Here is a 14,348-nt window from a genome sequence, read left to right on the forward strand (position 1 = left end):
GATCAAAACCAGTCGGCCGACTAAATCCCCGGGATGAAGGGGTCCTTTTTGCACGCCGATCACCCCACGAAGGGGGTGCCTATTGCACGCTGATCCTCAGATCCAAGGGGAGAGTCGGTGAGCCACAAGCGTGAACCGTGCAAAAGCCGCAATTTCCCAACCCGGTGAGCGCACCGTCGGAGCCGACATACCTTCGACCGAGATCCACGGGCTACTACGTCACTGTCCCCACCCCATCTAACGAAAATAGTGGGGCCTCACCCTAGAGGTATCGCCGGTCTGTAGGAAATTTCACGCAGCCCTTGCTCTGTCGTCGGCTTATTTCTGCACGGAGCGATGTGCAAAGGTCGACCCTTCCTTGCCGCTCAAGTGCCAAATTTCGCTCGCCGGTAGCGGACATCTCATTGCCGCGCTCAGGCCGGTCATCATGTCCGCTTTGTTGGACGATCCGGAACGTCTCCTTCGGAGCGCGGAGAAGCGACATCTGCCGTTCCAGCTGATCGACGCCGAACGTCAGCATCCGCGCCCGAGCGGGTATGAGCGCCCTAGATCCTGGCACCCGAAGCAGACTTTGGGCGGAAACCTTGTCAAGGTTGGGTGGAGGGTTCGATCCCTCGCCCGAAGATTTTACAAAAATTCAGTTTGTTATAGCATCCTAGTGGGTGATTTTTATCACGCGATTTTGCGAGAAGGGGCGCGTAATCAGCGCAGAGCTTAATTTCGGCTGTCCTGGCGTGCAATCGGGAGCCTCCGCTTCGGGGTGGTGATGAATCTGGAGGGAAGCCCTGACGGTCAGCGATCTTCGACGCATCCCGGCACCGTTTTCCTTGCCGAAGGTGTAGCCGCCGGCAGCCAGCGCAACGGGTTTCAGAATGCAAGCCACTGTTGCAACGTGTCTTTTCTGAATTGTATTTGGCTGGTCGCACTGGCCAGCATTTACTTCAAGGGTTAATGCCTTCTCAATTGCAGGAGGGAGCAATGGCGCGGATTCGCCACATCGGAATCAGAAATTTTCGCTGCATCCAGAAGCTGGATTGGTTTCCCAGCGCCGGGATCAATTGCCTGATCGGCCCGGGCGACGGAGGCAAATCCTCTGTCCTAGACGCGATCGACCTGTGTCTCGGAGCGCGTCGGAGTGCGCCGTTCACCGACGCCGATTTCCACGCCCTCAACGTGACAGCGCCAATTTCGATCAGCATCACGATCGGCGACCTATCCGATGCCCTGAAGAGCATCGACACATACGGCGCCTATGTTCGTAGCTTCGATCCTGCAAACGGGATCATCGACGATGAACCCGAAGCCGGGAAGGAAACGGTCCTGACGATCAAGCTGTCGGTCGGCAGTGATCTCGATCCCGTCTGGACGCTCGTGTCCGATCGCGCCCACGCGCAAGGCCTCTCGCGGAATCTGACCTGGGGCGACCGCATGCGCTTGTCGCCCACCCGGATCGGCGCGCTCGCGGAAAGCAACTTGGCCTGGCGGCGCGGTTCGGTACTCAACCGCCTCACCGACGAAAAGGCCGATACGTCAGCGGCCCTCGCTAGTGCTGCGCGAGACGCCCGCAAGGCCTTTGGCGATCTAGCCGATGCCCAGCTTGGCGAGACGCTGAAGATCGTCGCCGATACCGCCCGAGAACTCGGCATTCCCGCCGGCGAAAAGTTGAAGGCGATGCTCGATGCCCATTCCGTGTCCTTTAGCGGCGGTACTGTCGCCCTCCACGGTGACGATGGCATACCGCTGCGCGCGCTCGGTGTAGGATCAACACGCCTACTGGTAGCTGGGCTTCAGCGCAGGGCGGCCCAAGAGTCGAGCGTACTCCTGATCGACGAGCTCGAGCATGGCCTGGAGCCCCACCGGATCATCCGCCTTCTGGGGTCGATCGGCGCGAAGGAAAACCCGCCGCCCATCCAAGCCTTCCTGACGACGCATTCTCCCGTAGCGCTACGCGAGCTGCGAGGCGACCAGCTGTGGGTCTTGCGCAAGCTCGCAGCCGGCCACAAGCTGGATCTGGTCGGCGCCGGCGACCAGATCCAGGGGACAATCCGCGTGCATCCGGAAGCTTTTCTCTCGCATTCGGTGCTCGTCTGCGAAGGCGCCAGCGAGGTTGGGCTGATGCGCGGATTGGATCTGTGCTTTGCAGCGCAGGGCGCTACCTCGCTCAATGCCCGCGGCGTAGCATTGGTCGATGCCGGGGGCGTCAACAAGATCTATGGCCGCGCCAACGTCCTGCTTAACCTTGGCTTCCGTATCGCGACACTGCGCGACGACGACGTTCAGCCCGATGTCGGCGAGGAAGCGCTGTTTACGTTTCAGAACGGGCGGCTCTTCAAATGGGCGGCTGGGCAAGCGCTCGAACAGGCGATCTTCCTGGGTGTGAGCGATACCGCCGTCCATCAACTCCTCGAGCGCGCGGTCGAACTCCACGGCGAAGGATTGATCGATGAACATATCCGCGCCGCATCGCAGAACGCGCTTGCCCTCGCGGTTTGCCGAGGACCGGTCACGCCGTGGAGCCGCCAGACCCTAGCCACTGCGGCAAAGGGGAAAAAGAACGCTTGGTTCAAGACAGTAAGCTGGATGGAGGATGCCGCCCGCGACATCATCGGTCCCGACTTCCAGAACATGAGCGCCGACTTCCGCGGCAACATCGCGGCCTTGTTCGATTGGTGCCATGGTGTCTGACATCGACCTCCTTGCAATCGATCGCGGCACGGTCACCGCGCCCGCTGGTTGCGGCAAGACCCATCTTATCGCGCAGGCCCTGACCCGGCATGTCGGCGCTAAACCCATTCTTGTCCTCACCCATACGAATGCAGGGGTCGCTGCTCTGCGGGCCCGCCTCGACAAAGCTGGCGTTGTCCCCTCACACTATCGCCTGGCGACCATCGATGGCTGGTGCATGCGGCTCCTGACGCTGTTCCCCAAGCGGGGCGGACACGACCCGGCCATTCTCACGATTGCAAACCCAAGATTACATTATCCGGCAATCAGGCAGGCGGCGGGGACCTTGCTGCGCGATGGGCATATCAACGACGTGCTGGCAGCCACCTACGATCGCATGATCGTCGACGAGTATCAGGATTGCTCCGAGGTCCAGCACGCGATCGTCTACTATGCAGCGCAAAGCCTGCGCACCTGCGTCCTGGGCGATCCCATGCAGGCGATCTTCGGTTTTCAGGGCAATGCTCTCGCCAACTGGGAACAACAGGTCTGCGCGCATTTTCCCATCGCAGCTGAGCTCACCGCCCCCTGGCGCTGGATGTATGCAGGCGAGGCAACCTTCGGACGCTACCTCCTCGATGTACGCCATGCCCTGATCGCCGGGCACGGAGTCGATCTCTCTGCGGCGCCCGCCAATGTGTCCTGGGTTCACCTCGATGGGAGCGAGGACCACCAGCGCCGCCTAAGGGCGGGTGCCGTAGCCGCAGCAGATGGAGAGAAGGTTCTTATTATCGCTGATTCCCGAAACCCTGCCGGCCAAAGACAATTTGCCAGTCAGATCCACGGTGCTGTCACGGTAGAGAATGTCGACATGCGCGATCTCATTACATTTGGGGATGGCCTCGACTTTACATCCGCGGGTTTGCTGCAGCATCTTATATCATTTGCGGGATCGGTCATGACCAATACCGGCGGTACCAACCTGCTGAACCGGGTCGTCACCCTGCGCGCGGGACGCGAGCGGCAGCCAGCTTCAGCTGTCGAATCGGCAGCCATTAGATTAGCTGAAACGCCGTGCTATCGAACGGCGGCAGACCTGCTCGTTGAAATTGGGCGGGAACAGGGGGTCCGCACCCACCGCCCCGCGATCCTGCGCGGCGCCCTGCGCCTGCTCAAGAATTGCGGCGACAACCCCGGCCTCTCGCCCGCCGCTGCAGCCATTCAGGAACGTGAGCGATCGCGCTTGATCGGCAGGCCGCTCGCAAAACGCACCGTCGGCAGCACTCTGCTGCTCAAAGGGCTGGAGGCGGACACCGCAGTCATCCTCGATCCCGGCGAAATGGATCGACGACACCTCTATGTCGCGATGACGCGCGGCGCGAAAAGGCTCATAGTCTGCTCGCGGACCGCGCGGCTGACGCCCGGGTGAGACCTGCCGACCGAAGGAATATCATTGCGCCCGCTTAAATCTGCGCGTGAAACTGGAGGACGAGGTTGAGCCACATCGGCGATCTGATCGAGGACAACACCAATTTCCGGGTGGATCGCAGGGACGGCAGAGCGTCTTTTCGGCCCGTGAGAGATTCCGACGCCGACATTGATCGGTTTCAATCTGTCGTGCTGTCATCCCGCGCCAACCAAGGCGACGGCTACGTGATAGAAATCGAGGAGAAAATGAGCGATCTTGGCGAATCTGATTGATCTCGTGATGGTAACGCTTGATCGGGCGCGATCGGCGAGGCAGTTTCTTGCTAGAGGGGCAATGATTATCAACCAGTTTCAGTTCACGAGCGCGCAGCGACGGGCCGTTCTTCATTTTGAAGCGAGCGCGGGCGCCTCCCAATGATCAATACGCTTGCCCTCAATTTGATCGCTACCGTCATGGCTTGGGATAATGAGCGCGCGACCAGGGAATATGCCTGGTTGCGCCTGATGTCCTCGATGAAGTATGACGGCTATTCCGATTTCCGCGCAGGCGTACGGTTTCTGGAGAGCCTAGTTTCATGGCTGCGCCACTTCGACCCGGCGGACCGCGAGACAGCTTACGCCCTGGTTCGGCGGCGCCTAGTCTATATCTCGACCGCCGAGATGCAGCGCGTGATCGAGACCTTCATCCCCGAGGTGGTGACGCCCTATCTGCGCAAGGCAGTCGCCAACACAATGGGCATCAAGCCCTACGAGGTCTGGGCGACGAAGGAGGGCGCGAACGCATTCTCCGATCGACTGCGTCGCTGTCTCTTTGTCGGGCTGAGCGACGGAAGCCGTATCGACGTCCTGCGACGCGCCAACTCCGGGCGCTTGTCCCAGGAACAGGTCGTGCCGATGATGAACGTCGATGATGAAAAATGGCGGGGCCTTGGCAAAGACCTGAAGGACGACCTTAAGTCCGCGGACGCCCGCTTCGACGATGTCTATCTGATCGACGACTTCACCGCCTCGGGCACCACCTTCATACGCTTTCCCGAAGGCGGGGAAGCGAAGGGAAAACTCGCCAAGTTCGAAAAGATCGTCGCAAACGCGCGAGCCCAACTCAAGAACGACTTCCCGCTGGCAGACGGCTATACACTGCATATCCATCACTATATATCCACCGCCCAGGCGAGAGAGGCGCTCGAAGGCCGGATCGCCGAGGCAGCGATCAAACTTTCCAGTCGCAGCTATGGGACAGCGTTCATAACGGAGGGTCTGAGGCTACCGGGCGATCTGCGCATCGGCGCTGCAGATGCCGCGACCGGCACAATGCTCGCTGCCAACTCAAGCGACACATCCTATCTCGGGCTGTGCGATACCTACTACGATGATGAGCTCTTCATGCGGCTCGAGAAACACTGCAGGGAGGCCGGGCAGACCGACATGAAGTACGGATATGCGAACTGCGCGCTCCCCCTGGTCCTCGAGCACAACACTCCCAACAATTCGATATCCATCCTCTGGGCCGACACCGAGGGAACGCAGGGCCCGCCCATGCGGCCCTTGTTCCTGCGCCGCGATCGCCACGGATAAGCAGAATGGCAAACCCCTTCCTCCGCCGGGCAACCGAGTATGTCCGAGACGACGCATCGTTCCTGTCAATCGTCAGCCCGTCGCCGCTCACGACGTTCCTCGCCAAGAACAAGCATAAGGACGATATGTTCGAGGTGCCGGTTCGCATCATCGGCTCGCCCGGAAGCGGCAAGACTATGCTTGCGACGCTCGCCGAGTTCAGGATGGTCGAGGCGATCCTCAAGGACAGAACGAACGCCACCAATCGTACCCTGGCTGCCGCTCTCGCCGAGGCTGGCTTCCTCCAGAATGCCATCCCCCATATCGCCGCCGTGCGCGTACCGATGGAATCCGAGTATCGCGAGTTCTGGGAACTGCCGTACGAGAACGCCGTAAAGACCAAGCTCGCCTTCTGGCTAGTCCAGGCCCGCGCGATGCTCGGCCTCATCCGGAACCTCACGGCCAACCGAACCCGAGACCTCGATGGTATAACCTTCGTGCCGCGGGCTTCGTACGAGGCTCATCTTGAGCAAATCGGCGGCTTAACTGCCCAGGGCGTCCGCGACCGCGCCCTCGCCGTCCAGCGGGCGATCTACTCGATCGGCGCTGGCCTGCGGCCACCGAAGCTCAGCGATCTGCCAGAGGATGCAACAGCCCCCTACGCGCCGTTCGACGCCATTCAACGGATCAGAATCGAATGGGACGGCGAGCCCATCGAAGTGACGCCGCTGGTGATGCTGGACGACGTTCACGCGCTTCATCACGATCAGCTTGAGGAGATGTTCGAGACTTTGTCGCATCGCGAGATGAAGTTCGGCAGATGGATGATGATGCGCCTCGACGCCCTGAGTCCCGGCGCGGTGCTCCGCTCTCCCGGCGCGCAGCCATCCCACGGGCGCTCGCAGGGCCGCGATTTCGTCGACATCCGCATGCAGGTGGTCGAAGACGGCAAGAAGGATGCCGCTCGGCGGCAGTTCCGAACGATGGCCAAGGACATGGCGAAGCGGTACCTCCCGCTTGTCGAGGCGCTTCGCAACCGGGGGGCGACCGACATCGAGCGCCTTCTTCCCTCCGAGCCGCCAACCGTAACCCCGGCTCAATTGCGGTCACTCACTGAGAAAATCGCACGCGAGCAGGCCAAACGTGGCGTTGCCGCCTCCCGTCGGGAGGAGATCGACGCAATCGTCGCCGATTATCTGAAACGCTCGCGCTCATACGACCATGGGCCGGAGGTGGCGCTCGCGATGGTGCGCATCCTTATCCACCGTTATGCTGTGCGCATTGCACGGTCCGCGCCGTCCCTCTTCGAAGATTTCGATCCCGAGCCGAAAACACCGTTGAAGGCAGACGCAGACGTCGCGCACGGCGCCCGCCTGCACCTCTACCACGAACTAGGACGTCCGTTCCATTTCGGGATTGATGATATTTGCGACGCCAGTAACGAAAATGCCGAAATCTTTCTGCAGTTCGCCGGCGCGCTCGTCGCGAACATCGAGACCCGCGCGATCCGCAACGAAGATCTTCCTCTGCCAGCCAAGACCCAGCAGAAGGTGCTCTCCGACAAGGCGCGCGCGATCATGGATGGCTGGGCTTTCCCGCACGCCTCCCGGGTGCGCGCCATGGTTGATCATATCGCGAAGGACTGCCTTGCCGAATCTCTGCTCCCGAACGCGCCCCTAGGGGCCGGCGCCAACGCGATCGGTATCCTGGAAGACGAAATGCAGGCCCTGTCGCTGGATGATGAGTTGGGCGCGGTGCTGAAGCACGCCATCGCGAACGGAGCGATAACGATCGAACGTGATTACGGTCAGGGCGGCAAGCTTTGGACGCTGATCGAGCTGACCGGCACGGTGAGCCTCGTCCACGGCCTGACCTATAATCGAGGCGGATTCCTCGAAAGGCGAGTGGGATATCTACGCGACGCAGCGGGGCTGGCCGATGCGTGAACATTGGTCAAACTGCATCACGAACTTCGACGACGACGTCGCTTCGTTCATCCGGGATTATTTCGCCGATCCATCACGCCGCGTCTTGCTGGTTGCAGCCGCCGGGTTCGATCCGCGTTCGCAGCGCGTGTCCCAGTTGCTAGCGGACACGCTCGACGAGCGGTTATCCGCCTACTACATTCGTGAGGAACGTCCAGGCGCGACCGACGAGCTCGTAAAACGCGCGGATGCGAACGAGACGGCGTTAAAGGCCATTGTTCCGGCCTCCAAGGTTTTCGTGCTGCCGGTATTCGCAGACGACGGTGCTCCTGTTGGGGGTGCCCGACTGGTCTCGGAGATTCTTGCCAACCCGATCCCGGCCGACGTCACGGACGTAATTCTGGATCTTAGCGCGCTTTCCATCGGAATTGGCTTTCCGGCAGCCAAGCTCCTCCTCGAGGAATGCGAGGAGGACGGCAATCGCGCCTTCCACCTGATGATCGTGTCGAACCCGGAACTGGACGACCAAATATCCAGCGTCCCGTCGAGCCGCATTAGTCCGGTCAAGGGCTTCGCACCCGACGTCGGGATGAGCGCGCTCGAAGTTGCCCCGGTCTGGATACCGCAGCTCGCGCGGGGCAGAGCCTCCACCCTGACGCAGATCGGTGCATCGAGCGGGAACTGGTACAAGATATGTCCGGTGCTGCCCTTTCCCGCTCGGAATCCGCGCCGCGCCGACGATCTCCTCACCGAGTTCCAGACCGAGCTCGTCGATGAATGGGAGATAGACCCCCGCGACATCGTCTACGCGTCCGAGAAGAACCCTCTCGACTGCTACCGAACCCTGTCCACCCTGAAGCAACGGATCGACCGGACAATGGAAGGGACCTATGACCCCCGTATGGTACTCTCGCCCTTGGGCAGCAAGGTGCTGGCGGCAGGGGCGATGATGGCCGCCATCGAACACGGCATGTCGGTGCAATATGTCGAGACGGAAAGCTACGACTTCAGCGCGGCGAAGCCGTCACCAAGCGATCCTCCGGACATGATGGTGCACCTCGTCCTGTCGGGGCCCTTGTACGCGGGCTATAGCGAAGAATGAGCACGCCCAGGTTCAGTTCCAAGCTCGATGCGCTGCCCGCCACTCTCGACCTTTTTGCCGATTTCGATCCCGCCCCGATCGCGACATCGCTCATGCGGGGAAACTGTGGTCACGCCTTGGCGATCGGATCCGGCGGTTCGGTCGTCGCAGCCGAATATTTCGTACGATGCCGAGACTCGCTCGGACTGGGGCCGACGTCGGTCGCCACGCCTATGCACGCGGTTACCGATCATCATTCTCTCAAGTCCACCCAAGTGTGGCTCTTCAGCGCTGGCGGAGACAACCCCGATGTGACCGCGGCGGCGCAGGCGGTCATCGACCGCGCCTGCGTTGATCTCAACCTCGTTACGCGCAACCCTGATGGCGCCGCCGCGGCGATCGTGAGGCAAGTCGGCGGTGCGGTGCATGTTGTTCCAGTCGCAGACCTCAAGGATGGATATCTCGCGACGCACTCGCTTCTTGCGATGACCGTCGGCCTTCTGCTCGCCAGTGCGATGGCGTCTCGCGAACCCGCATCAAGCCCTGCGCCCCTCGAACAGATCGCGGGCCGACTGACCGGGGCTCGCGACATTAGTGAACGCAGCCATCTTGTGGACCAATGGGCGGGCTTTCGGACCAGCGACACCCTGATCATCGCCGCCGATCCGCTGTTGCGGCCCGTCGCATCGCTGCTCGACACGTCCCTTTGGGAAGCTACGCTCTGCCCCGTGCAAACGACCGACTTTCGCAATCTCGCCCACGGACGGCATGCGTGGCTTCACCATCGGGCCAACGACACGGTCGTACTTGCGCTCACAGGGAGTACGTCCCGCGCGTCTTGGGCGGCGATCGACGATGTGCTTCCAGATGGTTTGCGGCGCACGGCGGTCGACCACGGCCGTTGCGGTAGGCTCGAGAACCTGCTCGCCCTGATCGACGGGCTCTCGTTGGTCGAGGCCATCGGCGAAACCCTGGGCATCGATCCCGGCAAACCCGGTATCGGCGAATTTGGCCGTGCGATCTACGACGACCGATCCCTCGAAAAGCTGGCCCATAACCTTCCGCCTCGGCTACGTCACAAACGCGCGGCAATGGCGAAGGCCGATGCGTCGTATCCCGAACAGCCCAGCCTTGCGTCAATTGGCAGCGAGCGGTTGCGAACACTCGAAGAAGCGGACATTGGCGGTGCGGTCTTTGACTATGACGGGACCATAGTGACGACCGACGGGCGATATGATTTGCCCGATCAGAGAATTGTCGACGAGCTGGTCCGGCTGCACCGGGCGGGCTTGAAACTGGGGATCGCAACCGGGAGAGGCGGCTCTGTCGGAGACGATCTTCGCAAGGTACTTCCCGCAGACCTCCTCTCCTTAATGGTCATCGGCTACTATAACGGCGGATATATCAGCACCGCTGACGTCCAGATCGAGCTGGATCCGCCCGCGCAGAGCGCAGCTATCGCCGCCACCGCCTCGTGGCTGGAGAAACGGAACGACCTCTTCCTTGAGAAAAAATTCAAGGCAGGGCCAGTGCAGATCAGTGTGGACATGCACCGCCTGAAACACCCGTACCGATTCGCGCTCGATCTTGCTGCGTGCCCCCTAATCGCGACCGGCGAGGTAAGGATATCGGCGTCCGGACACAGCTTCGACATCGTTCCCTCGTCATCGAGCAAAGCGGCTGTCGTCGAGGCGGTCCGCGACGTGGCACGCCCAGGGACAGCAATCCTGTGCTTCGGGGATAGTGGCGCCGCTTCGGGCAACGACCACGCGCTGCTCTCGCATCCGCACGGCGTTAGCGTCGGCGAAGTCTGCGGCGCGCCAAACGGTTGCTGGTCGCTGTTCGGCGGCACTATAACGGGACCGGAGGCCCTTCTCAAACTGTTGGCCGCTCTGGTACAATGTACGTCTGGCGAGATTCGCCTCGACACAGCTTCGCTGTCGCTAGACAGTCGATGACCCAAGGAGTACATAGCAAGAACATGACTACCGCGACTTCTCTTCAGTACCGCTTCGACGTAGCTGGCACAGGACTGACCGTCCTAGACAGGATCTACGCCGATGGCGACCTGACCGACGAAGCGCTGGGAGGCTCATGCGGGAATGTACTCCTGTCGCTCGCGATGTTGCATCGGAATGTCGTTCCGCTGCTGATGCTCGGCGACGACGATGAGGGCGGGCAACTGCTCGCGGAGTTCGTCGAGGCCGGCGCGGTCGTAGATCACATCCATCGCCAATCGGGCACGCGCTCGCCGATCATCGCCCAGGAGTTGGACACGGCGTCGGGCCATCACGATTTCACCTTCGTCTGCCCCGAGACGAGCGAGGATCTTCCGCGCTACGTTCCGATCGGACAGAGCGAGGTGGCCTCCGCGCTCCACATCCTCACCCAGTGCAGCGTCTTCTACGCCGACCGGCTGTCGGAGAGCATCCTGGAAGCCATGAAGGCTGCCCGGCGCTCAGGTGCAATCATCTTCTTCGAGCCCTCGGACGTCGAGCAAGACGACCTGTTCGATGAGGCGCTAGGCCTCGTCTCCATCCTCAAATATTCTGTCGACAGGCTTGGCGAGCGCCTGGCGGACCTGCATCATGACTGTGTGCGGATCGTCACGCACGGTGCAGCAGGTCTTGAAATCCGCCATGACGACCAGGCCGTGTGGTGTTCGGCGATAAGTGCGCCAGCGGTACTCGATACCTGCGGTTCGGGCGACATGGTGAGCGTTGGCGTCATCGACTGGATGCTCTCGTCCGGCCTCCAAGCGAACGACCTCAGCACTACAGTGCTGATCGAGGGTATAGTCGCTGGTCAACGACTAGCCGCCGAAAACTGCGCCTTTGTCGGCGCACGCGGCCTCTTCAAGCATTGCGGCCCCAACTATGCCCGCGAAGTCCTGCGCGTGCCGTCAAAGGCCTATTCAGCGGCGACGAGGCAACATTCGTCCTCCTGACGGAGTTCGTCCCGTATCTCCATCAGCAGCACGCCGAGCATGTTCTTGCCCGCGCCGTTTACTTCGCCCCAGAGCCGGTTGACGTCATTGTCCACCGTAGCCGATTCGACAAGGCGGGCGTCGCCCGTCGATAGCAGCAGGTCGCGAAGATCCGCGTGCTGGGTGAACTTCGCCCTGAGCACAGCCCGCATGCGGTCAAACTTCGAGGTAGACCAGCCAGGGGCCACATCCCAATAATATAGGCCGTGCGCCGCCATTGCTAGCAGCGCTGGCGACGGCGCCGCCAGCAGCCACTTACGGACCTCAGGCTTGCGCGCCTTGCCCGCCTGGTACGCATGCTCGCTGGTGGCGAACGCCTCGCCCTCGAATTCCACCTCGCGACGATATAGGTTGCTGAAGGCGCCATAGGGCTTCTCGCTGGCCCGGTAGAACCGAATTTCGTCCACTCGAAACCTCCTTGCAAATTTAATTTGTTATATGCATGCTAATTTGCATGAAGCCGACAATCAAGCAGCTTGATGACCTGAAGGCGAAAATCGTTGCTGCGCGCGCAGAGAAAGGACTAAGCTACGCGGAATTAGGGAGAATTTCGCTCGTCCATCCGAGTCAGGTCAGCCGGATCTGCGAGGGGCATTTCAAGACATTCAGCCACAACGTCGTGCAAGTCTGCAAGGCGCTGGAAATCCGGGTTCCGCGCTTGGAGCCACAACAGTCGAGCATGGCGCCGGAATGGGCGCAGGCGATGTCGAGCATGCGCAAGATATGGGACGACACGCCCGAGGGCGCGCAGGTTATCTCCCGCATGCTGGATGCGATCGCCGATCTCAAGGTTCGGGCCAACTAAGCGCGGGTCGCTTGCGCCGAAGCGGCCTTCAGCGAGCGAGCCCGCCGTCTTCGGGTCGACGATATGATGGCGACAGAAGATACGCTCGCCGCATTGCGCAAGGCAGCCAAAGAGCCCACATAGGCAATTCTCATCGATCTCATCAGGAGATTAGGGCATCGGCTTCTAGTGTACGTACGCCGCCATCTTTCGAGGACGTTCATCTTTAGGCTCAACGTCCGCTGTGTCGGCGATACACGTCGTACTCTGGCCGCCTAGATCCGGTCGTCTGACCTAGGTTTCGTCGCTCTCCTCTTCCTCGTCGAGTACGTCCGTGAAGCCGCTTCCCTCAACGAGCACCTTGTAAGCGGCAAAGGGAATTATGTTCAGTTTCGCGATGCGGTTGAGCAGCCGTGGAAAGCCGGTCTCATCATAGACTTGGTCGTTCTCGGCGGCCTTGGTGACGAGGTAGCCGATATGGTCGGGCGTCAGATGATCGAGCACTGGCAGGAGCAGCCTTGTCCGCCTGATCCTGGCGTGGTTGTAAGTGTTGGATTTGAGATAACGCGCGATAATCGCATCGACAACGATGGGGCGCAGGCCTTCCTCGGCCAGCAAAGCGGCCAGCTGGTTGGTGTTGAAATCCAGCAGACGCTCCTTGAGCTGCGGCACCAGGTCTGGGATATGCACAAGAAACGGAAAACTAGGCTCGATTTCATTGTAGTCGGCGCCTTCGATGAAATGAGTCACGCGGTCGCGATTCGCTGCATCGAGCAGATCCCATGCTGCCGGCCACGCGGCAACGAACGCCACAGCGGTCGGCAGTTCCTCGTCATTGGCCTTGTGAAAGATCTTTCGGAACTGCTGGCCAATTCTGGGTTCCGCAATACCCCTGTGCGTGTCGGCCACGATGGTCAAGGCGGTGAGCGCCTGCGGCAGTTGGTGGAAGCCATCGTCGAGTTCGATATAGCCGAAGATCAGGGCGTCGATGAAATTCTTGACCAGCGTGGGCGTCGGGTGGCCCAGAGCGCTGCTGGCCAGCTGGGTCTTTGCCTTGGCGAGATCGGTCGGGAAATAGGCTGACGAGACGAGGGTCTTGAGGGCCTCAAGCGCCGCCTTTCCCTGAACGGGCGGTTGGCTGAGTACGTGCGCGATCGCATTACGCAGGTGCAGCCGCGCCAGTTCAGCGGGAGGGCGGAAGGCTTCACCGACGCGGTTGAACGATGGATGGGCGCAGCGGTGGCGGTCCTCACGCAGACGCTCGAGATCTGTCAGTTGCTGCGCGTCGATCAAGGAAAGGTCGTTGAAAACCTTTTGCAGAATCTCCCGTTCGAATTCTAGCGCCTGCTTCGTCGCCTGCTGCGCGCCCGAATGAATCTGCTGCTGGTAGATCTCGAAAGTTTCGAGAATCCTACTCGCCGCCGCCTCCCCGCCAATACTAAGGTCTCGGACCTTGTCCATCAGATCGAAGACCACGGCGATCCAGCTCATGACGATCGTCGCGCGATAGGCGCCGCCCCGATAGGACGCGACCGCTTCCGCGATATGTTCCCGGGCCTCATCCGTCCGGCACCGCAGGATTAGCTCGTCCAGATCCGACAGTCGCTCAAGCATCTTCGAACTCTCTTTTATGTCGCGGCAACCGGACGACATCGTGCTGAAGGAACCGCCAAGCAGCGGATTCTGCGTTAAAGCACGGAAAATAAGTGTGGAAAAGCCGTTAGCGTCGACCGGAACTCTCGCGTGGCAGGCTGGGCGACTGCGCTCCAGCGGGCGGTGATCGTTCCCCCTGTCTGATGATATGATGATATGAAGTAGGCTGTGGAAGGGAGCCCCCCCCCTGAGGGTCTGGAGCCTGTAGGGCGCACGGGCCCCTTCCGCATCGGTCACAACCCTGAACAGTTGCTTGGGACTGCTGACCCCGCA

11 protein-coding genes are annotated in these 14,348 nt (G+C 61.0%); 9 read left to right on the forward strand and 2 right to left on the reverse strand.

Translation table 11 applies throughout. From position 1 onward, the window contains the following. The first annotated feature begins 978 nt into the window (after positions 1-978). The 8 genes from A0J57_RS20800 (at position 979) to A0J57_RS20835 (ending at position 11,599) form a co-directional block, all read left to right on the forward strand. The gene (locus A0J57_RS20800) at positions 979-2,685 is read left to right on the forward strand and encodes an ATP-dependent endonuclease (protein ID WP_061939961.1); all 1,707 of its coding nucleotides are present in this window, start codon (positions 979-981) and stop codon (positions 2,683-2,685) included. After that, entirely contained in the window at positions 2,675-4,093 is a 1,419-nt protein-coding gene (locus A0J57_RS20805) for a UvrD-helicase domain-containing protein (protein ID WP_061939963.1), read from the forward strand. Before A0J57_RS20800 ends, A0J57_RS20805 begins: the two co-directional genes overlap by 11 nt. Positions 4,094-4,158: 65 nt before the next feature. Beyond that, positions 4,159-4,365 carry a hypothetical protein gene (locus A0J57_RS20810; protein WP_061939965.1) on the forward strand — a complete coding sequence of 69 codons (207 nt, stop codon included), beginning with the start codon at positions 4,159-4,161 and terminating at the stop codon, positions 4,363-4,365. A gap of 141 nt (positions 4,366-4,506) precedes the next feature. After that, positions 4,507-5,667, forward strand: coding sequence for a hypothetical protein (locus A0J57_RS20815; protein ID WP_061939967.1), 1,161 nt, complete (start codon positions 4,507-4,509; stop codon positions 5,665-5,667). Positions 5,668-5,672: 5 nt separating this feature from the next. Continuing rightward, a complete protein-coding gene (locus tag A0J57_RS20820; protein ID WP_061939970.1) occupies positions 5,673-7,592 on the forward strand; it encodes a hypothetical protein in 1,920 nt (639 codons plus the stop codon). Then, entirely contained in the window at positions 7,585-8,673 is a 1,089-nt protein-coding gene (locus A0J57_RS20825) for a hypothetical protein (RefSeq protein ID WP_061939972.1), read from the forward strand. Before A0J57_RS20820 ends, A0J57_RS20825 begins: the two co-directional genes overlap by 8 nt. After that, complete coding sequence (locus A0J57_RS20830) at positions 8,670-10,610, forward strand: HAD hydrolase family protein (RefSeq protein ID WP_061939974.1); 1,941 nt, start codon at positions 8,670-8,672, stop codon at positions 10,608-10,610. The genes A0J57_RS20825 and A0J57_RS20830 overlap by 4 nt, the downstream gene beginning before the upstream one ends. Positions 10,611-10,633: 23 nt before the next feature. Next, positions 10,634-11,599, forward strand: coding sequence for a PfkB family carbohydrate kinase (locus A0J57_RS20835; protein WP_061939976.1), 966 nt, complete (start codon positions 10,634-10,636; stop codon positions 11,597-11,599). Here A0J57_RS20835 and A0J57_RS20840 read toward each other — a convergent pair. Continuing rightward, positions 11,563-12,045, reverse strand: a complete 483-nt coding sequence (locus A0J57_RS20840) for an NADAR family protein (RefSeq protein ID WP_061939978.1) — start codon at positions 12,043-12,045, stop codon at positions 11,563-11,565. The two genes, A0J57_RS20835 and A0J57_RS20840, sit on opposite strands and share 37 nt — an antisense overlap. 47 nt (positions 12,046-12,092) lie before the next feature. On the opposite strand from A0J57_RS20840, the gene A0J57_RS20845 reads away from it, so the two are divergent. Further along, positions 12,093-12,443: a helix-turn-helix transcriptional regulator gene (locus A0J57_RS20845; RefSeq protein ID WP_061939980.1), complete on the forward strand. Its 351-nt coding sequence runs from the start codon at positions 12,093-12,095 to the stop codon at positions 12,441-12,443. Between the two features lie 273 nt (positions 12,444-12,716). On the opposite strand, the gene A0J57_RS20850 is transcribed toward A0J57_RS20845, so the two are convergent. Continuing rightward, positions 12,717-14,036 (reverse strand): hypothetical protein, encoded by a 1,320-nt coding sequence (locus tag A0J57_RS20850; protein ID WP_061939982.1) that lies wholly within the window; start codon positions 14,034-14,036, stop codon positions 12,717-12,719. Positions 14,037-14,348: the final 312 nt, after the last annotated feature.

Origin of the sequence: Sphingobium sp. 22B, from assembly GCF_001580035.1 — a bacterium.
Classification (GTDB): domain Bacteria; phylum Pseudomonadota; class Alphaproteobacteria; order Sphingomonadales; family Sphingomonadaceae; genus Sphingobium; species Sphingobium fuliginis.